This is a genomic window from Haloarcula sp. DT43 (genome assembly GCF_037078405.1).
GTDB classification, from domain to species: domain Archaea; phylum Halobacteriota; class Halobacteria; order Halobacteriales; family Haloarculaceae; genus Haloarcula; species Haloarcula brevis.
The window spans coordinates 462789-487191 of the sequence record NZ_JAYMGZ010000004.1; the positions used below are offsets into that span (position 1 = coordinate 462789).

Genomic DNA, 24403 nt, shown 5'->3' on the forward strand with positions numbered 1-24403 from the left:
CGCTAAACACTGGCCGACCCACCAGAGAGAACAGTTGACAAGCGACATGGTATATAAGCAAACGAAAAATGAATGAAGTACGGTAACACACCTGTGGCCCGCCGTCCCCGTATTCGACCGATGATCGCGCCGGGATTTGCCGGCGGTATACCCACAGAGAAGCAAAGTTCTTATAGAAGCAGAACTCGTATAATAAATAGTATCGGAAACAGTTCTCGACTGTTGTCCGTTACCACACCTGGTCGGAACAGTCCCCGCGTTCCGCCGGGCAGGTCAGCCATGGAAAGGCACACCCGTCATCCCGCGGCGAAGGGTGATTCGGCGGCTGTACGTGGTCACACACCGAGCGGGTGGTACCGACGACATGGACACACAGCGGCGGGGCCGTCCCGCGGCGGTCGACCACGGCGAACTACTGAGATAGCATGAGCAAGAACAAAGAGACACTCGAAGCGCTGAGCAAGGAGTACCGTGACACGATACCGGCGGACCTCCGGAAGACGAACACGTTCGACTGGTATCTGGAACAGCTGTACGACGAACCGAAAATCGCCCGCAACGCCCACCAGCGCGTGGCGGACATGTTCGACTACTACGGCAAGACCTACGACGAGGAGGCCGGCGTGGTCGAGTACGAACTGGCGAGCGAGGACCCGCTCAACGACGGCGAGAACACCTTCTACGGGCGCGTCATCCACGAGGCTATCCACGAGTTCGTGAACAAGGTCAAATCCGGTGCCCGCGGGCTCGGCCCAGAGAAACGCATCAAACTGCTGCTGGGCCCGGTCGGGTCGGGCAAGTCCGACTTCGACCGACAGGTCCGGCGCTACTTCGAGGACTACACGAGCCGGGACGAGGGCCGGATGTACACGTTCCGGTGGACGAACCTCTGTGACGTCGTCCACGACCAGGACCCCGCCGACGACGTGGTCCGGTCGCCGATGAACCAGGACCCGCTCGTGCTCCTGCCACAGGCGCAACGCGACAGGGTCATCGAGGACATCAACGCGGCGCTCGACGCCCCATACACCATCCGGAACGAGCAGTCGCTGGACCCCGCCTCGGAGTTCTACATGGACCGCCTGCTGGCCGAGTACGACGACGACCTCCAGGCCGTCCTGGAGAACCACGTCGAAATCGTCCGCTTCGTCGCCGACGAGAACCAGCGACGCGGTATCGAGACCTTCGAACCGAAGGACAAGAAAAACCAGGACGAGACGGAGCTGACCGGCGACGTCAACTACTCGAAAATCGCCATCTACGGCGAGAGCGACCCGCGAGCGTTCGACTACTCCGGGGCGTTCTGTAACGCCAACCGCGGCATCTTCTCGGGCGAGGAGCTACTGAAACTCCAGCGGGAGTTCCTCTATGACTTCCTGCACGCGAGTCAGGAGCAGACTATCAAGCCCAAGAACAACCCCCGCATCGACATCGACCAGGTCATCGTCGGCCGGACGAACATGCCCGAGTACCGGGACAAGAAGGGCGACGAGAAGATGGAGGCGTTCAACGACCGGACCAAGCGCATCGACTTCCCCTACGTCCTCCAGTACGAGGCCGAGGCCCAGATTTACCAGAAGATGCTGCGCAACGCCGACCTGCCGGACATCCAGGTCGAGCCCCACACCCTGGAGATGGCGGGGCTGTTCGGCGTCCTCACCCGAATCGAGGAGCCCGACAACGAATCGATAGACCTCATCCAGAAGGCCAAGGCCTACAACGGCGAAATCGACGAGGCCGACGACGTGGACGTCAAGAAGCTCCGCGAGGAGGCCGAGAAGATGGCCGACATCGGCGAGGGGATGGACGGCGTCTCCCCGCGGTTCATCGGCGACGAAATCGCCGAGGCCATCATGGACTCGATGCACCGGAGCCGCGACTTCCTCTCGCCGCTGACGACGTTCAACCACCTCGAAGGCAACCTCGAAAACCACGGCTCCATCGACGAGGAGTCGTTCAGCAAGTACTACCGCTTCCTCGAACTCGTCCGCGAGGAGTACAAGGAGCGGGCCATCGAGGACGTGCGCCACGCGCTGGCGTACGACATGGACGAGATTCAGCGCCAGGGCGAGAAGTACATGGACCACGTGATGGCCTACATCGACGACGCGACCGTCGAGGACGAACTCACCGGCCGCGAGCAGGAGCCCGACGAGCAGTTCCTCCGGTCCGTCGAGGAGAAGCTCAATCTCCCCGAGGACCGCAAGGACGACTTCCGACAGGAAGTGTCCAACTGGGTGTCCCGACGCGCACGCGAGGGTGACACGTTCAATCCGCAGGACAACGACCGCCTGCGACGCGCGCTCGAACGCAAGCTCTGGGAGGACAAGAAACACAACATCAACTTCTCGGCGCTGGTCTCCAGTTCGGAGATGGACGACGAGGAGCGCAACCAGTGGATAGACGCCCTCATCGAGCAGGGCTACTCCGAGGAGGGGGCCAAGGAAGTGCTCGAGTTCGCCGGTGCGGAGGTCGCCAAAAGCGAGATGGAAGAGTAATGACAGGCGAGGAGTACATCGACCGCGCGGACGCGTCGCTCGACGCCGCCTACGAGGCCCCGATGAGCCTCGCGGAGTACGTCGACACCGTCCTCGAAACGCCCCAGGTCGCGGCCCACGCCTCGAAGTACCTGCTCGACGCAATCGAGGCGGCGGGCACCCGAACCGTCATCGAGGAGGGCGAGGAGAAGGAGCGCTACCGCTTCTTCGACGACCCGCACAACGACGGCGAGCACGCCATCCTGGGCAACACCGAAGTGCTGAACGCCTTCGTCGACGACCTGCGCTCCATCGCGGCGGGCCGCGGGAAAGACGAGAAGATAATCTGGCTCGAAGGCCCGACGGCGACGGGCAAGTCCGAGCTGAAGCGCTGTCTCATCAACGGCCTGCGGGAGTACTCGAAGACGCCAGCGGGGCGGCGCTACACCGTCGAGTGGAACGTCGCCGGGGCCGGCGGCAGCGCCACGAGCATGACCTACGGGAACGCTGTCGTCGAGGACGAGGACGACTGGTACGAGAGCCCCGTCCAGGCCCACCCGCTGACGGTGTTCCCCGACGACGTGCGGGCGGACCTGCTCGCCGAGGTCAACGAGCGGCTGGACGACCACATCCCCATCCGCGTCGACGGCCAACTCGACCCGTTCTCGCGGGAGGCCTACGACTTCCTCGAAGAGCAGTACCGCCGGCAGGGCGAGACGGACCTGTTCTCCGCCGTGACACAGCCCGCCCACCTCCGGGTGAAGAACTTCGTCGTGGACGTGGGCCGGGGCATCGGCATCCTCCACTCCGAGGACGAGGGAACGCCCAAGGAGCGGCTCGTCGGCTCGTGGATGCACGGCATGCTCCGTGAACTCGATTCGCGGGGCCGGAAGAACCCCCAGGCGTTCAGCTACGACGGCGTCCTCTCGCAGGGCAACGGCCTGCTGACCGTCGTCGAGGACGCGGCCCAGCACGCCGACCTGCTCCAGAAGCTGCTGAACGTCCCCGACGAGTCCCACGTCAAACTCGACAAGGGCATCGGGATGGACGTCGACACACAGCTAGTCATCATCTCGAACCCCGACCTCGAAGCCCAGCTCAACAAACACGCCGACCGCGAGGGCCAGGACCCGCTGAAGGCGCTGAAACGCCGGCTGGACAAACACGAGTTCACGTACTTGACGAACCTCTCGCTTGAGGCCCAGCTCCTGCGGCGGGAGCTGACCAACGAGACTGCGGTCTGGGACCCCGAGTCCTGGGACGAACTGGAGACGTGGATTCAGGAGCCCCTGACCATCTCGGTCCGGGACGAGGTGGCCACGGCCACCGAGAAGGAACTGGCCCCCCACACCGTCGAGTCCGCGGCGCTGTACGCCGTCGTCTCGCGGCTCGACAGCGCCGAGATACCGACCGGGCTGGACCTCGTGGACAAGGCCCTGCTGTTCGACCGGGGCTACCTGATGGAGGGCGACGAGCGGGTCGACATCGAGGACTACGACCTGGAGACCACCGCCGGAGACGGCGACCACGGCATCCCGGTCACCTACGTCCGTGACATCATCGCCGACCTGCTGCACGAGCCACAGGACCGCCACCACCCCGACCTCCCGGTCGAGCACGTGCTGATGCCGCGGGACGTGCTCAACGCAGTCGCCGAGGGGCTGGAGGACGCCCCCGTGTTCTCGACCGGCGAGGCCACGGAGTACGAGGAGCGCGTCGTGACTGTCAAGAACTACATCTTCGGCCAGCAGGAACAGGACGTGCTCGACGCGATGATGCGGGACAAGCGCGTCGACGAGGCGACCGTCGAGGAGTACATCGAGCACGTCTACGCCTGGGAGTCCGACGACCAGATAGAGAACGAGCGGGGCGAACTCGTCGACCCGGACCCGCTGAAGATGAAGGTGTTCGAAATCGAGCACCTGGGCCGGTTCGACGAGAAGAACTACGACGGCAACGACCCCGACCACGCCGTCGAGCAGTTCCGCACCGACAAGATAATCACGGCGCTGAACCGCCACGCGTGGCAGCGCCGCGACGAGGAGTTCCGCGTCGGCGACGTCAACCCCAAGGAGATTCCGGTCATCAACACCGTCCTCGGCAGCTACGACTGGGACGACATCCAGCGGACCTATGCGGACTTCGAGCCCGGGCAGTGGGACAACCCCCCGTCCGGGACCGAGACGGCCCGCCTCAAAGCCAAGACGCTCGACAACATGGTCGAGATGTTCGACTACACCGAGGCGTCGGCCGAACTGACGAGCAGGCACGTCATGAGCCAGGTGAGTTACAGATGGGACTGAAAGACGACCTCGAACGGTACCGCGACGTGGGCGAGGAGCGCCGCCAGGACCTCTCAGAGTTCATCCAGTACGGCGACCTCGGCCAGTCCCGGGGCGACTCCGTCCGCATCCCGATCAAGATTATCGACCTCCCCGAGTTCGAGTACGACCAGCGCGACCAGGGCGGCGTCGGCCAGGGCGAGGGGGCCGAGGAGGGCGACCCGGTCGGCCAGCCACAGCCCCAGCCCGGCGACGGCGACGACGGCGAGGACGGCGACCCCGGCGAAGAGGGCGGCGAACACGAGTACTACGAGATGGACCCCGAGGAGTTCGCCGAGGAGCTCGACGAACGGCTCGGGCTCGACCTCGAACCGAAGGGCAAGAAGGTCATCGAGGAGAAGGAGGGCGACTTCACGGACATCACGCGGACCGGCCCCTCCTCGACGCTCGACTTCGAGCGGCTGTTCAAGAAGGGCCTCAAGCGCAAGCTCGCGATGGACTTCGACGAGGACTACGTCCGCGAGGCGCTGAAAGTCGACGGCTGGGGGCCGGCCACCGTCTACGAGTGGACCCGCGAGCAGAACATGCCCGTCTCGAAGGCGTGGATAGACGACGCCTACGAGGAACTGCCCGCCGACGAGCGGGCCGTCTGGGACTCCATCGAGGAGATGGAGGACAACGTCGAGCGCGTCGAAACGTCCCAGCGCATCCGCCGGGAGGGCGTCGACCAGATTCCGTTCCGCCGCGAGGACGAGCGCTACCGCTACCCCGAAATCGTCGAGGAACGGGAGAAGAACGTCGTCGTGGTCAACATCCGGGACGTGTCGGGGTCGATGCGCCAGAAGAAGCGCGAACTCGTCGAGCGGACGTTCACGCCGCTTGACTGGTATCTGCAGGGCAAGTACGACAACGCCGAGTTCGTCTACATCGCCCACGACGCGGACGCCTGGGAGGTCGAACGCGAGGAGTTCTTCGGCATCCGCTCGGGCGGCGGGACGCGCATCTCCAGCGCCTACGAACTCGCGGCCGCCATCCTCGAAGAGGAGTACCCCTGGAGCGAGTGGAACCGCTACGTGTTCGCGGCGGGCGACAGCGAGAACTCCTCGAACGACACCGAGGAGAAGGTGGTCCCGCTGATGAAGCAGATCCCGGCGAACCTCCACGCCTACGTGGAGACCCAGCCGAGCGGCAACGCCATCAACGCCACCCACGCCGAGGAGGTCGAACGCTCCTTCCGGGACGCCGACAACGTCGCGGTCGCGTACGTCTCCTCGCCGGAGGACGTGGTGGACGCTATCTACGAGATACTCAGCACGGAGGACCAATGAACGACGACAGATTCGCGAAACAGCGCGTGGCCGACGACCTCGACGAGCCCGTCGAGGAGGCCGGCAACCTCGCCCGGAAGCTCGGGCTGAAGCCATATCCGGTGAACTACTGGATAGTCGACTACGACGAGATGAACGAACTCATCGCCTACGGCGGGTTCCAGCAGCGATACCCGCACTGGCGCTGGGGGATGCAGTACGACCGCCAGCAAAAGCAGGGCCAGTTCCTCGGCGGGAAGGCCTTCGAAATCGTCAACAACGACGACCCCGCCCACGCATTCCTCCAGGAGTCCAACACGCTGGCCGACCAGAAAGCGGTCATCACCCACGTCGAGGCCCACGCGGACTTCTTCGCCAACAACGAGTGGTTTCGCATGTTCACCGACGGCTCCTCGCGGACCGCGACCGACGACGCAGGCGGGGAGCGCCGCCGCGGCCCCGACGCCGCCGGAATGTTAGCCCGCCACGGCGACACCATCCAGGAGTACATGCAGGACCCCGACATCGAGCGGGCCGCGGTCGAGCGGTTCATCGACCACGTCCTCTGCCTGGAGGACAACATCGACCAGCACGTCCCCTACAGCCCCGTCGAGACGGTCCCCGAGGAGTTCGAGGACATCGAAGGGGCCGACGTGACCGACCAGCTGGAGGACCTCGACCTCTCCGAGGAGGTCAAACGGCAGGTGTTCGACGACGAGTGGCTGGACGCCCAGCGCGACGACGACGAGAACGTCACGTTCCCCGCCGAACCCGAGAAGGACGTCCTGGGCTTCCTGCGCAAGCACGGGATGCGGTACGACGCGGACGCCGAGCGGGCGATGGAGATGGAGGACTGGCAGAAGGAACTGCTGGAACTGCTCCGCCGCGAGGCGTACTACTTCGCCCCGCAGAAGATGACGAAGGTGATGAACGAGGGGTGGGCGAGCTACTGGGAGTCCCTGATGATGACCGGCGAGGGGTTCGCCGGCGACGACGAGTTCATCCTCTACTCCGACCACATGTCGAAGGTGCTGGGGTCGGGCGGGCTGAACCCCTACAGCCTCGGGCTGGAAATCTGGGAGTACGTCGAGAACACGGAGAACCGCCGGGAGGTCGTCGAGCGCCTGCTCCGCGTCGAGGGCATCACCTGGCGGAACTTCGACGACAGCGTCGACTACGAACGGGTCCAGGAACTCCTCGAACCGCCGGCGTGGCTCACCGACGTACCGGGCCACCTGGACGACCTCGACCCGGAAGACCCCCGCGTGGACAGCGAGGGACTGGCAGCGGCCCGCGCCGGCGAGGTCGACGTCGAGCAGTACCCCTGGAAGGTCCTGACCTACGAGGGACTGGCCCAGCGACACTACTCGCTCGTCAAGCCCCAGTACCGCGGCTTCGTCTCCCGGGTCGGCCAGGAGGAGCTGGAGCGGACCGCCCGCTACATGTTCGACGATTCGCGCTACGACAGCGTCGAAGACGCCCTGGCCGACGTGGACTACACCCGCGGCTGGGAGCGCATGCGGGAAATCCGGGAGAGCCACAACGACGTGACCTTCCTCGACGAGTTCCTCACCCAGGAGTTCGTCGACGACAACGACTACTTCACCTACGAGTACACCCACGCCTCGGGCGACTACCGCGTGACCTCGACGGACCACGAGGACGTCAAGAAGAAGCTGATGCTGCAGTTCACCAACTTCGGTAAGCCGACCATCGTCGTCGAGGACGGCAACTACCAGAACCGCAACGAACTGCTGCTGGCCCACCAGTACAACGGCGTGATGCTCGACATCGGGCAGGCGAAGGAGGTGCTCAAGCGGACCTTCGAGCTGTGGGGCCGCCCGGTGAACCTCCTGACCATCGTCAAGGAGTTCGACGACCACGACGTGGAGGTGGCGAAGCGCCGCGACCGCGAGCCCGAACCGGAGGAGGTCGGCAAGCGCATCCGCTACGACGGGGAGAGCGTGACCGTCACCGACGTCGACTGGAGCGAGGTCGAACACCTCACCGCGACCGACATCGACTACAACACCAAGCCCGACGAGTGGCTGGCGTGAGGTCGAACGCTGGGCCGTTCGACCGCCAGTATCGGGCGTAACGGTACGTTTGAGTCCCGCCCGCTCGTGGGCGCAGGTATGTCCACGAATCGATTCACCGTCACGACCGACGACCGGCTCTCGGTCGTCGACATCACCGAGCGGGTCCGGGACGCGATTCCGGACGCCGCCGAGGGGACCTGTACGGTGTTCGTCAGACACACCACCGCTGGTATCACTGTCAACGAGGCCGAGCCGCGACTGCTCGGGGACCTCGGCGACGCGCTCGGGGCCCTCGTCCCGGACAGCGGCTGGGACCACGACGAGCTGGACGGCAACGCGGACTCGCACGTCCGGGCGATGCTCGTCGGGTCAAGCGAGACGATTCCCGTCCGCGACGGGGACCTAGACGTCGGGACCTGGCAGTCCGTGCTGCTGGTCGACTGTGACGGGCCCCGCGAGCGGGCCGTCGACGTCGTGGTCACTGACTGAGCGGGGTCAGGCGGCCTCGGCGTGGTCGCCGTATATCTCGGCGAGTTTCTCGCGGTGTGCGCTGCGGATGTTGCGGCGCTTCTTCTTCATCGACGGGGTGAGCAGGTCGTTCTCGGCGGTCCACTCCCGGGAGACGAGCGCGAACGCCTTGATTCGCTCGACGCGTTCCAGGTCCGCGTTGACCGCGTCGACCGCCGTCTGTACCCACGCCCGGACGCGTTCGTCCTCGCACAGGGCTTCGGGGTCCTCGGGGAGGGCGACGCCCTCGCTGTCGGCCCACCGGCGGAGCGCCTCGAAGTCCGGGACGATTATCGCGCCGACGAACTTCCGGTCGTCGCCGACGACCATGACCTGGTCGACCCGGTCGCTCGTCGCGAACCGGTCCTCGATGGGCTGGGGCGCGACGTTCTTCCCGGTCGAGAGGACGAGCAGTTCCTTCAGCCGGTCGTGGTAGACGAGGAAGTCGTCGGCGGTCCGCTCGACGATGTCGCCGGTGCGGAACCACCGGGTCCCGTCGATCTCCGTGAAGGCCCGCTCCGTCGCGTCGGGGTCGTTCCAGTACCCCGCCGTGACGTTCGGGCCGTCGACGAGCAGTTCGCCGACCTCGCCGGTGACGTCGTCGAACTCGCTGGCGTCGACGACGCCGGTATCGAGGCGGATGTCGACGTCCGGGACCGGCGGTCCCAGGGTTCCGGGCCGGATATCCTCGGCCGGATTCACGGTCAGGACCGGCGCGGTCTCCGTGAGTCCGTACCCCTCCAGTATCGGCAGTCCCATGCCCAAAAACGTCTCAGAGAGCCGTTTCGAGAGGCTGCCGCCGCCGCTGACCATGAACTCGATGTTCCCGCCGAGTCGCTCCTCGACGGTGCTGTAGACGAGGCGGTCCGCGAGCGCGTGCTTGGCGGCGAGTATCGGCCCCGGGTCGTCGGCGCGGGCGTAGTCGCGGGCCACGTCGAGCGACCAGTCGAAAATCCGTTTTTTCACCGGGGAGCCGCCGGCCTCCGTGCGCATCGTGTCGAAAATCCGCTCGTAGACCCGCGGGACGCTCGCGCCGGTGGTGGGCCGGACCGTCCGGAGGTCCTCGGCCAGCGTGTCCGGGCTCTCGGCATAGCTCACGGCCGCGCCGGAGGCGTACATCAGGAAGTGCCCCGCGAGGCGCTCGAACACGTGAGCCAGCGGCAGGAAGGCTATCGAGCGCGTGGCCGCGGAAATCGTCGGCAGGTCCGGGGGCTTGTCCGGCCGCGGTCCCATCCGCTTGCGCGTCTGGTTGACGTTCGCCCGGAAGTTGCGGTGGGTGAGCCGGACCCCCTTCGGCTGGCCCGTCGTCCCGGAGGTGTAGATGAGACTGGCCAAATCGTCGGGGTCGCGCTCGTCCAGCCAGGACCGGTAGGCCGTCTCGCTGAACGCCTCCTCACCGCGCCGATACACCGTTCCGAGCGTGTAGACGTCCTCGCGGTCCACGTCGGTGTCGTCCATGACGACGATGAACGACAGCGAGAGGTCCGCCTCGACGGCCAGGACCCGGTCCAGCATCTCGCCGTTCTCGACGACGACTGCGTCGGCTTCCGGGTCCGACAGCAGGTACTGGACCTGCTTCGGCGAGGAGTCCGTGTAGACGGTCGTCACCACGCCACCGGCGGACAGCAGGGCGAAGTCGGTCAACGCCCACTCCATCCGCGTGTCGGCCAGGATGCCGACGCGGGTGTCCGGGGCGACGCCGAGACTCCGGAACCCCGCGGTCAGATTCTTGACCAGGTGATGCATCCGCTCGTAGCTGAGGGCGGCGAAGTCGCCGTCGGGTGCCTCGGGCACCACGTCGTCGGTCAGCGACCGGTCGTAGACCCCGCCCTTGTACAGCTGGGCCGTCGTGTCGGCGTTCCGCGCCGCGCTCGCGGCGAACATCTCGCCCAGCGTGTCGTCGGCGACGACCTCGTCAGTGTGTTCCGCCTCGGCCGAACGCCAGGCCGGATGGGTGCCCGCGGTCATGTCGTGCCATGGTGTTCGCCGGGTGGACTCAAATACATGCAGGATGTTAACACGCAGTCGGTTTGTCGGAGTTGATTCACACGAGGGAAAGGGCCGACGACTGGAGGCCGGAGGTGCCCCCAGGGTTTTATCGAAGCGACCGTTCAGTTGGCCCATGGTCATCTCGACGGAGCCCGCCTGGGGTGACGCCGTAGAGCAGTTCGTGAAAGAGTACGAGGACGCCGTCGTGTACGCCGACATGGACCAGGAGACGGTCCTGCACGAGGGCCGGGCTCGGGTGCTCGGGAACGGCTGGGTCGAACTCCCGACGGGGCGGCTCCTCTCGCCGGACGCGGTCCACCACATCGATACGCGGACGGGCTGAGAATCCGGGTTCGTGCGGTCGGCGACGCGAGCGGAAATCGGTGGGCGGTCGCCCCAGAGCTGTCAGAGCGGACGCGTTACTGCCACTCTCGCCGGCAGTCCTCGTCGCAGAAGTGGGCCGTTTCGACGCTGTTGTCCTCTATCCACGTGATGACGCGGTGTGTCACTTCGTTGGCGATAGGGGCACCGCAGGTCGCGCACTCCGGCGCCTCGTCCTCGTCGATGTCTTCGTGGTGATCCGATGTCGGGTCGACCATCTTACTTGAGCGTGACTTTCACGGCACTTAATCCCACATATTTGCGGCGTACGTCACGGTCCTACACGAGGTCGCTCGCTCGACGTCCCGTCATCGGTCCCGCGTCACGGACTCGCCGGGTGTGGTGGTCGCCCCCGAAGACAGGACGACGCCGGCGTTCAGGCTCGTGTTGATGGCCGTTTTCGCGCCGTCGCCCGCGACGACGCCGAACTTCCGCCGCCCAGTCGACACGCGGTCGCCTTTCACTGTCATCCGGACCGGGTCGCCGTCGTGGCGCAGGTTCGCCACCTGCGTGCCAGCGCCGAAGTTGACGTCGCGTCCGACGACGCTGTCGCCCACGTAGGAGACGTGAGGGACGTTCGAATCGGCCATCAGCACCGTGTTCTTCACCTCGACGCCGTGGCCGACGTGGGTGTCCTCGCCCAGGAGAGTCGCGCCGCGGACGTAGGCGTTCGGTCCGACGTGTGCGCCCGAGCGGACCAGCGCCGGCCCCTCGATGACGACGCCGGGTTCGACGACCGCCCCCTCCTCGACGACGACGTCACCGCGCAGGTCGGCGTCGCCCCGAACCTCGCCGTCGAGGCGGCCCTCCAGTTCGCCGAGCTTCCACTCGTTGGCCGCGAGCAGTTCCCAGGGCCGGCCCACGTCGAGCCAGCGGTCCACCTCGACGGCGGTGACCGTCGACTCCGCGATGACTCGCGCGAGCACGTCCGTGATTTCCCGCTCGCCGCGGTCGCTGAGGGGGACATCCAGCCAGTTTCGGGCCTCGGCCGGGAAGACGTACGCCCCGGCGTTCGCCAGGTCGGTCGGCGGGTCGGCCGGCTTCTCGACGATGTCGGTGACGGCGTCGCCCTCGGTGGACAACACGCCGTAGTTCCTCGGGTCGTCGACGCGGTAAGCGGCGACCGACGGCGCGGCGTCGAAGAGGGCACCGAGACTCTCGGCGTCGTAGAGGTTGTCGCCGTTGAGCACCGCGAAGGGGCCGTCGAGGTGCGCTTTCGCGGCGGCGACGGCATCAGCGGTCCCCCGTTGCTCCTCCTGGACGGCGAAGTTGACCGGGACGCCGCCGTACTCGTCGCCGAAGTACGACCGGACCGCGTCGGCCTCGTAGCCGACGACGAAGACGAGCTCGTCGGCCCCCGCCTCGATGGCCGTGTCGGCGGTGTGTGCCACCAGCGGCCGGTCCGCGACCGGGAGCATCGGTTTCGGCGTGTTGTCAGTCAACGGCCGCATGCGCGTCCCCTGCCCCGCCGCGAGTACGACTGCTTGCATGGTCGCCCCGACGCCCGGCCCCGAAAAATACCTACCGCTGTTGACTCGTTAGAGCGCACAGCGACCGACGGCGTCGCTCACGGGTTTGTCTTCGACAGCAATGTGCTCGGTCAGGGATTTGAACCCTGGTCCTCGGCTCGAAAGGCCAAGATGATTGGCCGGACTACACCAACCGAGCGTACTCTGGCGTTTCGGGTGCTCCAATTTAATCCCATCGAAATAGCCGCTACCTGTGGATGCGTACCACTCACAGAGTGGTTCCCCTGCACTGACAGGTGTCAACACACTTTATCCCGCTGACCAACTGTCCCCCGATATGTCCGTCAACTCATTCATCAAGAACAATTTTCTGGCCGGGCTCGTTCTGGTGGGCCCGCTCGTGGCGACTATCGTCATCGTCCGGGTGCTGCTGGGCTGGGTCGGCGGCTTCCTCGACCCACTCATCCGCGGGACGCGGCTGGCGGTACTGACCGCGAACAACGTCTTGCTCGCCCAGCTACTGACGCTCTCGGTTCTCGTCGCGCTCGTCACGGTACTGGGGTACATCGCCCAGTGGAGCGTCGGGCAGCGACTGTTCGGAAAGACGGGGCACCTGGTCACGTTCGTGCCCGTCGTCCGGACCATCTACGGGAGCATCCGGCAGATGACCACCTCCGTCGTCAACCGGCAGTCTGACTACGAGTCCGTCGTGTACGTTGAGTATCCCCGCGACGGCGTCTACCAGCTGGGACTCAAAACGGGGACGAGCCCGGCGGACGTCTCCGAAGCGGCCGGCGAGAGCGCGTCGAGCGTGTTCATCCCCGGCAGTCCCAACCCCACCCAGGGCATGCTCGTCATGGTCCCCGAGAGCCGGACCTACGAGTCCGACCTGAGCGTCCGCGCGGCGATCCGGTTGCTGATGACGACCGGGATGGCACAGTCAGACGACATCATCCGACTCGACGAAAACGAGGTCGGCGGGGCGACTGACGCCGGATAAAGCAGGGGTCTGGGTGCCTACTTCCCCTCGAAGTCCGGCTCCTCGTCCCCCATGAACGCGTTGATACCCTCCATCACGTCGTCGGTGCCGATGAGGTGGCCGAAGGCCTGGGACTCGACTTCGAGCCCGGCGTCGATGTCGTCGCGGCCGGCGAGCATCGCGCGCTTGGTGAGCTTCTGGGCGACCGGCGGGCCGGCGGCCATGTCCGTGGTCAGTTCGAGCGCCCGCTCGTAGAGGGCGTCGTTGTCGACGACTTCGTTGATGAAGCCGTACTCGGCCAGTTCGGCGGCGTCGTAGCGCTCGGCGGTGAAGATGATTTCCTTGGCGCGGCCCTCGCCGACGATGCGGGCGAGTCGCTGTGTGCCGCCCCAGCCCGGCAGGAGACCGAGGTTGTGCTCGGGCTGGCCCAGTTCCGACCGCTCCGAGGCCACGCGGAGGTCGGCACAGGTCGCCAGTTCCATCCCGCCGCCCAGCGCGTAACCGTCGATGCCGGCGACGACCGGCATCGAGCATTCTTCGAGCTTGCCGAAGGTCTCCTGGCCCTTCCGGGAGAGGTCGATGGCGTCGAGCGGCGTCGCGTTCGAGGCCATCGACTGCACGTCGGCCCCGGCGGAGAAGGCCTTGTCGCCGGCCCCAGTCAGCAGGATGGCACGCACTTCGTCGTCGGCTTCGAGGAGGTCGATGGCGTCCGCGAGGTCGTCCATCAGCTCCGGGCTGACGGTGTTCATCCGGTGTGGGCGGTCGAGTTCAATGTGACCGACCATGTCGCCGGGGTACTCGACGTTGACGTTGTCGAACTCCGCGGGCGCCTCGTCCTCGCTGGCGTAGAAGCCGCCGTCCTCGGCGGCCGCCCGGAGCCCGTCGGCGACGGCGTAGCGCGCCGCACCGGTCGCCTCGTGAGCCTCCGCAAGCGTCTCGACGAGCGTCTCCAGGCCAGTCTTGTCGGCCATCTTCGCGGGCCCGTCCGGGAAGCCGCCGCCGAGCTTCACGGCCTGGTCGATGTCCGCGACCGGGGCCACGTCGTTCTCGACGAGCTTGCCGACCTCGTTTGCCATCACGGCGACGAGGCGGTGCTCGACGTCCTCTCGGCCGGCGTCGGTCGGGATGTCGACGCCGCCGTTCTCGTAGTCGTAGAACCCCTTGCCGGTCTTCTTGCCCAGTTCCTCGTTCTCGACTTTCTCCTCGAGGAGGGGACACGGCGCGTACGGTTCGCCCAGCACCTCGTGCATATATTCGAGGACGTGGAGGCCCACGTCGTTGCCGACCTGGTCGGAGAGTTCGAACGAGCCCATCGGCAGGCCCATGTCGAACTTCGTCGTCGAGTCGACCTCGGCGACGGTCGCCACGTCGTCGTGGACGAGCCAGGCGGCCTCGTTCATCAGCGGAACGAGGATGCGGTTGACGATGAACCCCGGCGAGTCCTTCCGGACGCGGACCGGCGTCTTCTCGAAGTCCTCGGCGAGGGCCTCGATGGCTTCCAGCGTTTCGTCGCTGGAGTGGGCGCCGGAGATGACCTCGACCAGTTGCATCCGCACCGGCGGATTGAAGAAGTGCATCCCGCAGAACTGCTCGGGCCGTTCGGTCACTTCCGACAGCTCCGTGATGGAGAGGCTGGAGGTGTTCGTGGCGAAGATGGCCTCCGCGGGCGCGTACTCCTCGACCTCCGTGTACACGTCCTTCTTTATCTCCATCTTCTCGGGGACAGCCTCGATGACCACGTCGGCGTCGCCGACGGCCTCCTCGACGTCCACCAATGGCGTCACGCGGTTCAGCGCCGCGTCGGCCTCGTCCTGCGTGAGCTGGTCTTTCTCGGCCAGCTTGTTCAGCGACCACTCGATGTTGTCGTATCCGTTCTCGACGAACTCGTCTTTGATGTCCCGCATCCGCACGTCGTAGCCCGCGAGCGCGGCCACTTCGGTGATTCCATGGCCCATGTTCCCGGCACCGAGCACGGCGATAGTGTCAATATCCTCGAAATCCATGACGTATCGTTCCACTGCCGGCCGGGGCTTCAACGTTTCTCTCGGTAGCAAACCACTTCTGAGTTTATTTCGGATTACGAACCATTATTGCCCTGCACGTCAACACACCGCACATGGATTTCGAACTGACCGCCGAGCAGCGACAGATACGGGACGAGGTCGCGCGGTTCGCCGAAAACGAAATCGAACCGGTCGCGACGGAGTACGACACCGCGGAGAAGTTCCCCCACGAAATCGTCGAGCAGGCCGCGGAGATGGGGCTGACAGGGGCGAACATCCCGCTGGAGTACGGCGGCGGGGGCTACGACACGCTGACGAGCGCCATCATCGCCGAGGAACTGTTCGCGGCCGACCCCGGTATCGGCCTGAGCATCCAGTCGGCGTCCTTCGGAGCCGACGCAATCGTCGGGTTCGGGACGGAAACCCAGAAAGAGGAGTACCTGGAACCGGTAGCGACCGGCGACGCCATCATGGGCGCGGCCATCTCGGAGCCGGACACGGGCTCGGACGTGTCTTCGGTGTCGACGCAGGCGCGCAAGGACGGCGACGAGTGGGTCGTCAACGGCACCAAGATGTGGATTACCAACGGGTCGGTCGGCGACTACTTCGTCGTGCTCTGTGAGACCGACCCCGACGCGGAGGGGCGGTACAACGGCTTCTCCCAGATTCTCGTCGAGTCCGACCGCGACGGGTTCGCGGCCGAAAAGATTACGGGGAAACTGGGCATCCGCGCGTCGGACACGGCGGAACTCGTCCTCGACGACGTGCGCGTCCCCGAGGCGAACCTCGTCGGCACGCGCGGGGCCGGTTTCCTCCAGCTCATGCAGTTCTTCGACGAGACCCGGACCGGCGTCGCCGCACAGGGCGTCGGCATCGCCCGCGGGGCCGCCGAGCACGCCCTTGCCTACGCACAGGACCGCGAGCAGTTCGGCCAGTCCATCTCGGAGTTCCAGGCCATCCAGCACAAGCTCGCCGAGCTGTTCACCGAAATCGAGGCCGCGCGCCAGCTCACGTACAAATCCGCCTGGAGCGTCGACAACGCCGACGACCAGCTCACCCAGCTTGCGTCGATGGCCAAGGAGAAGGCCTCCCGGGTCGCCGTCGAGACGGCCGACGAGGCCGTCCAGATTCACGGCGGGGCCGGCTACGTCAACGACTTCGACGTCGAGCGGTTCTACCGCGACGCCAAGATAACTCAGATATACGAGGGGACGACCGAGATACAGAAGAACATCATCGCCCGGGAACTGCTCGGGAAAGGCATGACCTGAGCCGTCCCGCGGTTCCCCCCGCGGGGCGCGCCTGCCGGTCTCCGGGGCGAATCGGACCGCTGCTTTTTACCTCACAGGGCGGTCTAGTCGAACCAACCATGGGCGACCGAACCCCGCGCCGCGTTGCTCGCCCGCTTCGAACCGCACCCGGTTGCCGCTCCCCCCGTCGCTGTTGTTGTCCCCGGTGACTCCCGTCCGGTGACTCGGACCGCGACCGACTGTCTCGTGCGCAGACGACACCACCCACACTACACACTAATGTTCGACCGACTGAAAGCGGATATCCGTACAGCACTCGCAAAGGACCCCGCGGCGACCAGCGCCCTGGAGGTCGCGCTCACCTACCCCGGCCTCCACGCCGTCTGGGCCCATCGCGTCGCCCACTGGCTCTGGACGGGCGACCGGACGCTGCTGGCCAGACTCCTCTCGCATCTCGCCCGGTTCCTGACCGGGGTCGAGATACACCCCGCGGCGGCGGTCGGCGAACGCGTGTTCATCGACCACGGGATGGGCGTCGTCGTCGGCGAGACCGCCGAAATCGGCGACGACGTGCTCCTGTATCACGGCGTGACGCTCGGCGGCACGTCGATGCGACGGGAGAAACGCCACCCGACGGTCGAGGACGGCGCGACGCTGGGGGCCGACGCCTCGATAATGGGGCCGATAACCGTCGGCGAGAACGCCTCCGTCGGTGCCGGCGCCGTCGTGGTCGACGACGTGCCGCCGGAGACGACGGTCGTCGGCAACCCGGCGAAGCCGGTCGGCGCGGCCGGCACCGCCTCACCCGGCCCCGACCCCGCCATCGCCGACGGCTGACGGACACGTTCTTCTCGGTCGAGTCACTACCTCGGAGCGATGACCGACTCACCATACGAGACGCTGCGGGCGGACCCCGACATCGGCCCGCTCGTCGAGCGCCACGGCGAACTCACGCTCGACCCCGCGTCGGACCTCTTCGAGCGGCTGGTGGTCTCGATCCTCCGCCAGCAGGTGTCGATGGCCTCGGCCGCCGCGACGCGGGAACGGCTGTTCGACGCCGTCACCGTGACGCCAGCGGGCATCGCCGACGCCGACGACGAGGTGCTGCGGGACGCCGGACTGTCCCGACAGAAGACTCGCTACGTCAACGAAGTCGCCGAGACGTTTCTGGCGGAGGAGTACTCGCTTGCGACGTTCGAGGACGCCACCGACGAGGACATCCGCGAGGCGCTGACCGCCATCACGGGCGTCGGCGACTGGACCGCGAACATGCAACTCCTGTTCGCCTTCGGCCGCGAGGACGTGTTCCCGGTCGGCGACCTCGGCATCCGCAAGGGGTTCGAGGCCGTCGTCGGCGAGGGGTACAGCCGCGCGGAGATGCGCGAGTACGCCGAGCGGTGGTCGCCGTACCGCAGTTACGCGAGCCTCTACCTGTGGCGGGCCGACGAGGACATCGCCGAGAGCGTCGCGGAAGTGCGCGAGGACTGACTACTCCTCGCTCTGCTCCTCTTCCTCGGTCTCGACCTCCGCCTCGTCGTCGGCGCGGCGGGTCACGTCGACCTGATAGTGCTTGAGGATGTCCCGCCCCAGCAGGAGCGGGTAGTCCATGTGCGAGCGGTCCTCGACGCTGGCCGTGACGGTGTGTTGGGTCCCGCCGACGCCGACGACGAGGTCGACGACCGGGCGCGAGCGGCCGGACTTGACGCTCCCGGACTTGACCGTGACGATGTCGAGAATCGGCCCCGTCCCGATGTCCGCCGCGAGCCTCGCGTCGATGCTGCTCCTGGTCGCGCCGGTGTCTGACTTGGCGAGAACGGACTTGGTCCCCTGGGTGCCGGTGACGACGACCTCCTCGATGTAGCCGACGACCACGTTCTCCTGTGCCTTCCGCTGGGGCTTTTTCGGCGTGCACGCCGGCCGTGAGTCGTCGAGCCGGTCGGAAAGCCGCTCGACGGTCGCATCGTCGACGCTGCCGCCCGCCTGCTCGATGGCGAGCTGGGCGATGTAGGGGGCGGGGCTGACGCCGCTCGCCTTGAACAGGCCGCGGAACCCGGCGGTGGGGTTGACCTCAAGCACGTAGTAGCCGTCCTCGCTCTGGACGATGTCGACGCCGGCGTAGTCCAGCCCGATTGCCTCGACCGAGTCGAGCGCTATCTCCCTGACGCGCTCGGGGAGCTTCCCGGTCATGTCCTCGACGTCGCCGCCCAGCGCGACGTTCGTCCGCCACTCCCCCTCGGGCGCGTAGCGGTTCATCGCGCCGACGATGCGGTCGCCGACGACGTACACGCGGAGGTCGTGGTGGCGCTTCTCGTCGTGTTCCATGTACTCCTGGAGGAACGCGTAGCGGCCCCCGACCTGGGCGTTGACCTGGTTCTCCAGGTCGACCATCCACGTCCCGCCGCCGTGGGTGCCGATGGCCGTCTTGTACACCGCGCGGTCGCCGAAGCGGTCCCGCTCGTCGTTGAGCCGGTCGTTCGACAGCGCGAGCAAGGCGTCGGGGACCGGCACGCCAGCGTCGGCCAGGGCGGCGGCGCTCGCGAACTTGTGCAGGGCCGTCGTCGCCGCCATCGGTTCGTTCAGCGTCGGCGCGAGGCGGCTGACGGTCATCCCCAGCCCGATGCCCTCCGCGGGGTGTTCGTTGCTGGAGAGCAGCATCCGGTTCGCAATCACGTCGACGCTGGGTTCCAGCGTCATCTCGCCGTCGGTGACGCTTATCGTGGTGTTCTCGTTGCGGAGCCACTCCGTGTCGTACCCCATCTCGTCGACGGCGTTCAGGATGGCCTTCGACTCCTTGCTGGAGTGGAGGCTGAGGACGCCGACTGTGATGTCCTGGTCGCTCATGCCGGCGACTTCTGTCGGCCACAGTATAGAAGTACGGATACTCGGTCGTCTCGGAGGGGTTTTAGCCGCCGCATCTCGTTGTGATGGCATGGAGGAACCCAGGGCGTTCACCTTCGACGGCGGCCGTGTCGAACCGGGTGAGACCCGTAACGTCCGATACACCGTCAGCGAGACCTATCTGGGTGACGCCGTCCGGGTGCCGGTGACCATCGTCAACGGGGAGCGCCCCGGACCGACGGTGTTTCTCACCGCGGCGGCCCACGGCGACGAACTCAACGGCATCGAGGTCGTCCGGGAGGTTGCCCACGAGTGGGACCACGAGGGGCTGGCGGGGACGCTGGTCTGCCTGCCGGTGTTGAACGTTCCGGCCTTCCTCGCCCAGGAGCGATACCTGCCCATCTACGACCGCGACCTGAACCGCTCGTTCCCCGGGGACCCCGACTCGACGAGCGCGAAGCGGATGGCCCACGAGATTTTCCGGAACTTCCTGGCCCCCTGTGACGTGGGCCTGGACTTCCACACGTCCACCCGCGGGCGAACGAACATGCTCCACGTCCGGGCGGACATGGACGACCCGGCGGTCGCGCGGGTCGCCAACGCCTTCGCGTCGAACGTCATCATCTCCTCGGAAGGGCCCTCGGGGTCGCTCCGGCGCGAGCTGAGCGACGCGGGCGTCCCGACGATAACGATAGAGATGGGCGAGGCCCACCGGTTCCAGCGGCCGCTCATCGACTCTGCTCTGGAGAGCGTTCGGTCGGTGCTGGCGGAGTTCGGCCTCCGGGGCTCCGACACCGTCCAGTGGCCGGGCTGGCGGACGGTCATCGACGACACCGGCGAGAAGACCTGGATACGGGCGGACTCGGGCGGCCTGGTCGATATGCATTACGAGCGCGGCGACCTGGTGTACGAGGACGACGTCATCTGTACGATTACGAACCCGTTCAAGACCGAGAACACGCTGATGCGTGCGCCGTTTACCGGCCTGCTGGTCGGCGTCCTCGAGAACCCGCTGGTGTACCCCGGGAACCCCCTCTGTCACCTGGTCCGGCTCGACGACCGGACCCAGCGAGCCATCGAGTGGAACCGCCGGGTGGACGACGACGATTGGTAACGGCGGAGTAGTCAATTGACGAACGTCTTCGGGCGGGTTTTCGGCGATACGGGTCCGTGTAGAAACTACTATCTGTCCCCGGACTAACCCCCCTGTGTATGAGTCAGTCTTACAATCGCGGCACCGTCGAGGACTTCGGACGGTGGCGGGAGTTCTCGGCCGGGATGTGGGCCTGGATATTCCACAAGTTCACCGGCTGGGTGCTCGTGGGCTACCTGTTCACCCACATCGCGGTGCTGAGCACCTCGGTCGGTGTCGACCCGGCGAGCGCGCAGGCAGGCAGCGACCTCTACACCAGTACGCTCAGCGGCCTCGAATCGCTGCTGATAGTCCGGTTCCTCGAAGTCGGGCTGCTGGCCGTCGCCGTCTTCCACATCCTCAACGGCATCCGGCTGTTGATGGTCGACCTCGGCGTGGGCCTCGAATCGCAGGACAAGAGCTTCTACGCGTCGCTGCTGCTGACCGGCGCAATCGTCGTCGCCAGCGTGCCGACGTTCCTCGGGGGGGCACTCGTCTAATGGCACAGCACTACTCTTCGTTCGACCGCGGCGGGCGTCGCTGGCTGTTCCAGCGGCTGACGGCGGTGTTCCTCATCGGCGTGCTCGCTTTCCACTTCATGCTGTTGCACTTCGTGAACCACGCCTCGGACATCACGTTCCTGGGGACGCAGGCCCGGATGAGCCAGGTCAGCTACTTCGCGACGATGTGGCTGTTCCTCGTGACCGCGACGTTCCACGGCGTCAACGGCGTGTACAACGCCCTGGTCAACCAGGGACTCACCGGCTCCCGGAAGAACGCAGTCAAGTACCTGCTCGGCGTCGCCGGCCTCCTGCTCGTCGTGCAGGGGACCCGCGTCTCGCTGGCCATGACGACCCTCATCTGAACTATGAGTACGCAAATCGAACAACAGGAAACCGAGACGGAAGCCGACGAGGAGACGGAGCCCGAGGTCCAGTCCCCGGGCGAGCGTCGGCGCGCACAGAAACGCGAACGACAGGCACAGGAGTCCCAGCGTGAAGTCGAGGAGGAGACCCTCGACGACGAGGACACGATTACGCTGAAAGTGTTCCGCTACGACCCCGAGGTCCAGGGGAAACAGGAGCCACGCTTCGACGACTTCCGCGTCCCCTTCCACAAGGGGATGACCATCCTCGACGCGCTCATCTACGCGCGGGACCACTACGACTCCTCGCTTACCTTCCGGCACTCCTGCCGGCAGGCCGTCTGTGGCTCGGACGCCCTGTTCGTCAACGGCAAGCAGCGACTTGGCTGCAAGACCCAGATTTCCGACCTGGAAGACCCCGTCCGCATCGAGCCGCTGCCACACCAGGAAGTGGTGAAGGACCTCGTCGTCGACATGGAGCACTTCTACGACCAGATGGAGGCCGTCGAGCCGTACTTCGACGCCGACGAGCTCCCCGAGGACGAACTCGAAGAGCAGCGCCAGACCCGGGAGAACCGTGAGAAGGTCAAGATGTCCACGCGGTGTATCTGGTGTGGCGCGTGTATGTCATCGTGTAACATCGCCGCCGGCGACAACGAGTACCTCGGCCCCGCCGCCATCAACAAGGCCTACCGCTTCGCGATGGACGAGCGCGAGGGCGAGAACCGCAAGCAGGAGCGGCTCCGTATCATCGAACAGGAACACGGCGTCTGGCGCTGTCAGACCCAGTTCTCCTGTACCGAGGTGTGTCCGAAAGACATCCCGCTGACCGAGCACATCCAGGAGCTCAAGCGGGAAGCGGTCAAGAACAACCTCAAGTTCTGGTGACGACACCGGAGCGTACCCGATAGCCGCGTTTCTGCCGTATTCGGCTCGTCGACGGGCGTAGTTACCACTCCGGGACGGGAGCGAGCACCGGGTTACAGCGCACAAAAAGGGTGAACCGCCGGCGTTACTCGACCTGCCCGGCACGGATATCCCGCTGGGTGGTACCGGGAATGTGGCCGCCGGTAGCCACCATGTAGATGGCGTAGACGCCCCAGACGAGGAACCCCGCGAGGATGATATACGACCGGAGTTCGAGCGGGACGAGAGCGTCGTGGACGATTTGGCCCTCGCCGGAGACGGGGTGTGGGCTCCCCAAGAGCATCTCTAAGAAGCCGATACCGACCGTGCCGAGGACGACGAGGCCGCCGCCGACGTACATCGCTATCCTGTCCGCTGTGGTGTGGTTACTCATATTCTGACGCCTCCGTTAGCCGATGAGGTACCGAAGCCGCGGGTGGTTCTCCACGAACTCGGTGTTCTGCAGGTACGAGTCGACGCCGAGGACGCGGCCGGCTCCGAGGGTAGCAATCATCCCGAAGATGAGGATGCCCAGCAGTTCGCCCGTGACGACGCCGTGAGCCCAGCCGCCGGTCTCGCCGTTGACGAAGTAGAAGAACACCATCATGAGCGCGCCGAAGAACGCCGCCGTGCGGGTGAGCGCCCCGAACACCAGTCCCAGGCCTATCAGTACCTGCCCGATGGGGACCGCGACGTTGGTAAACGCCAGGCCGGCACCGCTACTGAACAGCGCGAGGACGGGGCCGAGACTCGTTCCCTGGGCGGCACCGCCGACGAACCAGGCCGCGTCGAACGGCCAGTTGACGATTTTGTCGAGTCCGGCGTGTAACAGCCACCAGCCGCCGACGAGTCGCATGACGACCAGCCAGTAGGCCAGCCACGGTTGTGACACGCTGAACGCGACGTCCTGTCCGAGCATCCGGGCCCGAACGTTGGTAATGTCACTTGTTGCCATGTGGTAGCACCACACGTGATATCACGGCAGGGTGTATTCAATTTTTGCCTGTTAGCTGAGGTTTAGAATGGGGCAGACTCGGCGAGTCGCCCGGTCAGTCGCCCCCGGCGGCCCAGGGCGACAGAATCGCGGTCACGGCCTCGTTCATCGGGACGTCGACGCCGGCCGCGTCGGCGTGGCGGACGACCGAGCCGTTGAGCGCGTCGAGTTCCATCGGCTTGTCGTGGGTCAGGTCGTAGTGCAGCGAGGAGTACATCCCCGGGTCGAGGTCGGCGGCGAAGTCGAGCCACTCCGAAACCGTCTCGTCGGGCAGGGCGACCCCCTCCGCGCGGGCGACGGCGCACACCTCCTCGATGAGCCGGCGGTACATCTCCCAGGACGCTTCGTGTTCCCGGATGTCGCCGACCGGCCGCCGGGTCGTCGCCGTCATCCCGGCCTGGGCGCAGATGAAGGCGAACTTCCGCCACAGTTCGACGCGGACGTCGTCGGCGAGCACCGCGTCGACGCCCCCGCTCGCCGAGAGCGCGTCGTCGAGCGCCTCGATGCGCTCCGTCCGTCGGCCGTCGAGTTCGCCGTAGACGAACCGGGCCGGCCCGCCGGTGTGTTCGACGACCCCGGGCTCCTTGATGGTCGAGAAGATGTAGGCCACGCCCCCCACGACGTGGGACTCGCCGATGGTCTCGGCCAGCCACGCCTCGTTGTCGACGCCGTTCTGGAAGGAGACGACGGCCGTCCCGTCGGCGAGCAGCGGGGCCATCTCCGCGGCGGCCGCTCGCGTGTCGTTGGATTTCACACAGAGCAACACGGCGTCGCAGGCCCCGACCTCGGCCGGGTCGTCGGTCGCAGGGAGGTCGACCGCCGTGTTCCCGTGGATGCTCTCGACCTGGAGCCCGTCGGCCCGTAGCGCGTCCAGGTGCGCTCCCCGGGCGACGAGGTGGACGTCGTGGCCCGCGTCGGCGAGCCGCGCGCCGAGATAGCCGCCGATACCGCCGGCACCGAAGATACAGAGTTTCATGGGCGGTAG

Annotated in this window: 22 protein-coding genes and 1 tRNA gene; 14 read left to right on the forward strand and 9 right to left on the reverse strand. The window is 66.2% G+C overall.

Annotation, left to right across the window (positions count from 1 at the left end):
• The first annotated feature begins 425 nt into the window (after positions 1-425).
• The 5 genes from VI123_RS17030 (at position 426) to VI123_RS17050 (ending at position 8594) form a co-directional block, all read left to right on the forward strand.
• Positions 426-2498 (forward strand): PrkA family serine protein kinase, encoded by a 2073-nt coding sequence (locus VI123_RS17030; protein WP_336339256.1) that lies wholly within the window; start codon positions 426-428, stop codon positions 2496-2498.
• Positions 2498-4780 (forward strand): PrkA family serine protein kinase, encoded by a 2283-nt coding sequence (locus VI123_RS17035; RefSeq protein ID WP_336339257.1) that lies wholly within the window; start codon positions 2498-2500, stop codon positions 4778-4780. The genes VI123_RS17030 and VI123_RS17035 overlap by 1 nt, the downstream gene beginning before the upstream one ends.
• Positions 4771-6087, forward strand: coding sequence for a YeaH/YhbH family protein (locus VI123_RS17040; protein ID WP_336339258.1), 1317 nt, complete (start codon positions 4771-4773; stop codon positions 6085-6087). Before VI123_RS17035 ends, VI123_RS17040 begins: the two co-directional genes overlap by 10 nt.
• The gene (locus VI123_RS17045; protein ID WP_336339259.1) at positions 6084-8123 is read left to right on the forward strand and encodes a SpoVR family protein; all 2040 of its coding nucleotides are present in this window, start codon (positions 6084-6086) and stop codon (positions 8121-8123) included. The genes VI123_RS17040 and VI123_RS17045 overlap by 4 nt, the downstream gene beginning before the upstream one ends.
• Positions 8124-8201: 78 nt before the next feature.
• Positions 8202-8594 carry a secondary thiamine-phosphate synthase enzyme YjbQ gene (locus VI123_RS17050; RefSeq protein ID WP_336339260.1) on the forward strand — a complete coding sequence of 131 codons (393 nt, stop codon included), beginning with the start codon at positions 8202-8204 and terminating at the stop codon, positions 8592-8594.
• A 6-nt stretch (positions 8595-8600) separates the two neighbouring features.
• Here VI123_RS17050 and VI123_RS17055 read toward each other — a convergent pair whose 3' ends face one another.
• A complete protein-coding gene (locus VI123_RS17055) occupies positions 8601-10580 on the reverse strand; it encodes an AMP-dependent synthetase/ligase (RefSeq protein WP_336339261.1) in 1980 nt (659 codons plus the stop codon).
• A gap of 154 nt (positions 10581-10734) precedes the next feature.
• Between VI123_RS17055 and VI123_RS17060 the strand changes: the two genes are divergently transcribed.
• A complete protein-coding gene (locus VI123_RS17060) occupies positions 10735-10944 on the forward strand; it encodes a hypothetical protein (RefSeq protein ID WP_336339262.1) in 210 nt (69 codons plus the stop codon).
• 76 nt (positions 10945-11020) lie between these two features.
• On the opposite strand, the gene VI123_RS17065 is transcribed toward VI123_RS17060, so the two are convergent.
• From VI123_RS17065 to VI123_RS17075, 3 genes are all read right to left on the reverse strand, one after another.
• Positions 11021-11200, reverse strand: coding sequence for a DUF7576 family protein (locus tag VI123_RS17065; RefSeq protein WP_336339263.1), 180 nt, complete (start codon positions 11198-11200; stop codon positions 11021-11023).
• Between the two features lie 90 nt (positions 11201-11290).
• Complete coding sequence (glmU, locus tag VI123_RS17070) at positions 11291-12472, reverse strand: bifunctional sugar-1-phosphate nucleotidylyltransferase/acetyltransferase (protein WP_336339264.1); 1182 nt, start codon at positions 12470-12472, stop codon at positions 11291-11293.
• Positions 12473-12575: 103 nt separating this feature from the next.
• Positions 12576-12650, reverse strand: a tRNA-Glu gene (locus tag VI123_RS17075).
• Positions 12651-12788: 138 nt separating this feature from the next.
• Between VI123_RS17075 and VI123_RS17080 the strand changes: the two genes are divergently transcribed.
• Positions 12789-13451: a DUF502 domain-containing protein gene (locus VI123_RS17080; protein WP_336339265.1), complete on the forward strand. Its 663-nt coding sequence runs from the start codon at positions 12789-12791 to the stop codon at positions 13449-13451.
• Positions 13452-13468: 17 nt separating this feature from the next.
• On the opposite strand, the gene VI123_RS17085 is transcribed toward VI123_RS17080, so the two are convergent.
• A complete protein-coding gene (locus VI123_RS17085; protein ID WP_336339266.1) occupies positions 13469-15433 on the reverse strand; it encodes a 3-hydroxyacyl-CoA dehydrogenase/enoyl-CoA hydratase family protein in 1965 nt (654 codons plus the stop codon).
• 113 nt (positions 15434-15546) lie between these two features.
• Here VI123_RS17085 and VI123_RS17090 point away from each other — a divergent pair, with 113 nt between their 5' ends.
• The 3 genes from VI123_RS17090 (at position 15547) to VI123_RS17100 (ending at position 18171) form a co-directional block, all read left to right on the forward strand.
• Complete coding sequence (locus VI123_RS17090; protein WP_336339267.1) at positions 15547-16704, forward strand: acyl-CoA dehydrogenase family protein; 1158 nt, start codon at positions 15547-15549, stop codon at positions 16702-16704.
• A 258-nt stretch (positions 16705-16962) separates the two neighbouring features.
• Positions 16963-17520, forward strand: coding sequence for a serine O-acetyltransferase (gene cysE / locus VI123_RS17095; protein WP_336339268.1), 558 nt, complete (start codon positions 16963-16965; stop codon positions 17518-17520).
• A 39-nt stretch (positions 17521-17559) separates the two neighbouring features.
• Positions 17560-18171 carry a DNA-3-methyladenine glycosylase family protein gene (locus VI123_RS17100; protein ID WP_336339269.1) on the forward strand — a complete coding sequence of 204 codons (612 nt, stop codon included), beginning with the start codon at positions 17560-17562 and terminating at the stop codon, positions 18169-18171.
• Here VI123_RS17100 and VI123_RS17105 read toward each other — a convergent pair whose 3' ends face one another.
• Entirely contained in the window at positions 18172-19524 is a 1353-nt protein-coding gene (locus VI123_RS17105; protein WP_336339270.1) for a RimK family alpha-L-glutamate ligase, read from the reverse strand.
• 88 nt (positions 19525-19612) lie between these two features.
• On the opposite strand from VI123_RS17105, the gene VI123_RS17110 reads away from it, so the two are divergent.
• The 4 genes from VI123_RS17110 to VI123_RS17125 all read left to right on the forward strand — a co-directional run bounded on the left by VI123_RS17110 (position 19613) and on the right by VI123_RS17125 (position 22406).
• Positions 19613-20635, forward strand: a complete 1023-nt coding sequence (locus VI123_RS17110) for a succinylglutamate desuccinylase/aspartoacylase family protein (RefSeq protein ID WP_336339271.1) — start codon at positions 19613-19615, stop codon at positions 20633-20635.
• A gap of 98 nt (positions 20636-20733) precedes the next feature.
• Positions 20734-21153: a succinate dehydrogenase, cytochrome b556 subunit gene (gene sdhC, locus VI123_RS17115; protein ID WP_336339272.1), complete on the forward strand. Its 420-nt coding sequence runs from the start codon at positions 20734-20736 to the stop codon at positions 21151-21153.
• Positions 21153-21518: a succinate dehydrogenase hydrophobic membrane anchor subunit gene (locus VI123_RS17120; protein WP_336339273.1), complete on the forward strand. Its 366-nt coding sequence runs from the start codon at positions 21153-21155 to the stop codon at positions 21516-21518. Before sdhC ends, VI123_RS17120 begins: the two co-directional genes overlap by 1 nt.
• 3 nt (positions 21519-21521) lie before the next feature.
• Complete coding sequence (locus tag VI123_RS17125; protein WP_336339274.1) at positions 21522-22406, forward strand: succinate dehydrogenase/fumarate reductase iron-sulfur subunit; 885 nt, start codon at positions 21522-21524, stop codon at positions 22404-22406.
• A 124-nt stretch (positions 22407-22530) separates the two neighbouring features.
• Here VI123_RS17125 and VI123_RS17130 read toward each other — a convergent pair whose 3' ends face one another.
• From VI123_RS17130 to VI123_RS17140, 3 genes are all read right to left on the reverse strand, one after another.
• Positions 22531-22818 carry a hypothetical protein gene (locus VI123_RS17130; protein WP_336339275.1) on the reverse strand — a complete coding sequence of 96 codons (288 nt, stop codon included), beginning with the start codon at positions 22816-22818 and terminating at the stop codon, positions 22531-22533.
• A 15-nt stretch (positions 22819-22833) separates the two neighbouring features.
• Positions 22834-23379, reverse strand: a complete 546-nt coding sequence (locus VI123_RS17135; protein WP_336339276.1) for a DoxX family protein — start codon at positions 23377-23379, stop codon at positions 22834-22836.
• A 94-nt stretch (positions 23380-23473) separates the two neighbouring features.
• Positions 23474-24394: a 2-dehydropantoate 2-reductase gene (locus VI123_RS17140; protein ID WP_336339277.1), complete on the reverse strand. Its 921-nt coding sequence runs from the start codon at positions 24392-24394 to the stop codon at positions 23474-23476.
• Positions 24395-24403: the final 9 nt, after the last annotated feature.

Bases quoted from the DNA above. Each gene is read 5' to 3' on its own strand.
- VI123_RS17030 (WP_336339256.1), top strand. From the start codon at position 426: ATGAGCAAGAACAAAGAGACACTCGAAGCGCTGAGCAAGGAGTACCGT.
- VI123_RS17035 (WP_336339257.1), top strand. From the start codon at position 2,498: ATGACAGGCGAGGAGTACATCGACCGCGCGGACGCGTCGCTCGACGCC.
- VI123_RS17040 (WP_336339258.1), top strand. From the start codon at position 4,771: ATGGGACTGAAAGACGACCTCGAACGGTACCGCGACGTGGGCGAGGAG.
- VI123_RS17045 (WP_336339259.1), top strand. From the start codon at position 6,084: ATGAACGACGACAGATTCGCGAAACAGCGCGTGGCCGACGACCTCGAC.
- VI123_RS17050 (WP_336339260.1), top strand. From the start codon at position 8,202: ATGTCCACGAATCGATTCACCGTCACGACCGACGACCGGCTCTCGGTC.
- VI123_RS17055 (WP_336339261.1), bottom strand. From the start codon at position 10,580: ATGACCGCGGGCACCCATCCGGCCTGGCGTTCGGCCGAGGCGGAACAC.
- VI123_RS17060 (WP_336339262.1), top strand. From the start codon at position 10,735: ATGGTCATCTCGACGGAGCCCGCCTGGGGTGACGCCGTAGAGCAGTTC.
- VI123_RS17065 (WP_336339263.1), bottom strand. From the start codon at position 11,200: ATGGTCGACCCGACATCGGATCACCACGAAGACATCGACGAGGACGAG.
- glmU (WP_336339264.1), bottom strand. From the start codon at position 12,472: ATGCAAGCAGTCGTACTCGCGGCGGGGCAGGGGACGCGCATGCGGCCG.
- VI123_RS17080 (WP_336339265.1), top strand. From the start codon at position 12,789: ATGTCCGTCAACTCATTCATCAAGAACAATTTTCTGGCCGGGCTCGTT.
- VI123_RS17085 (WP_336339266.1), bottom strand. From the start codon at position 15,433: ATGGATTTCGAGGATATTGACACTATCGCCGTGCTCGGTGCCGGGAAC.
- VI123_RS17090 (WP_336339267.1), top strand. From the start codon at position 15,547: ATGGATTTCGAACTGACCGCCGAGCAGCGACAGATACGGGACGAGGTC.
- cysE (WP_336339268.1), top strand. From the start codon at position 16,963: ATGTTCGACCGACTGAAAGCGGATATCCGTACAGCACTCGCAAAGGAC.
- VI123_RS17100 (WP_336339269.1), top strand. From the start codon at position 17,560: ATGACCGACTCACCATACGAGACGCTGCGGGCGGACCCCGACATCGGC.
- VI123_RS17105 (WP_336339270.1), bottom strand. From the start codon at position 19,524: ATGAGCGACCAGGACATCACAGTCGGCGTCCTCAGCCTCCACTCCAGC.
- VI123_RS17110 (WP_336339271.1), top strand. From the start codon at position 19,613: ATGGAGGAACCCAGGGCGTTCACCTTCGACGGCGGCCGTGTCGAACCG.
- sdhC (WP_336339272.1), top strand. From the start codon at position 20,734: ATGAGTCAGTCTTACAATCGCGGCACCGTCGAGGACTTCGGACGGTGG.
- VI123_RS17120 (WP_336339273.1), top strand. From the start codon at position 21,153: ATGGCACAGCACTACTCTTCGTTCGACCGCGGCGGGCGTCGCTGGCTG.
- VI123_RS17125 (WP_336339274.1), top strand. From the start codon at position 21,522: ATGAGTACGCAAATCGAACAACAGGAAACCGAGACGGAAGCCGACGAG.
- VI123_RS17130 (WP_336339275.1), bottom strand. From the start codon at position 22,818: ATGAGTAACCACACCACAGCGGACAGGATAGCGATGTACGTCGGCGGC.
- VI123_RS17135 (WP_336339276.1), bottom strand. From the start codon at position 23,379: ATGGCAACAAGTGACATTACCAACGTTCGGGCCCGGATGCTCGGACAG.
- VI123_RS17140 (WP_336339277.1), bottom strand. From the start codon at position 24,394: ATGAAACTCTGTATCTTCGGTGCCGGCGGTATCGGCGGCTATCTCGGC.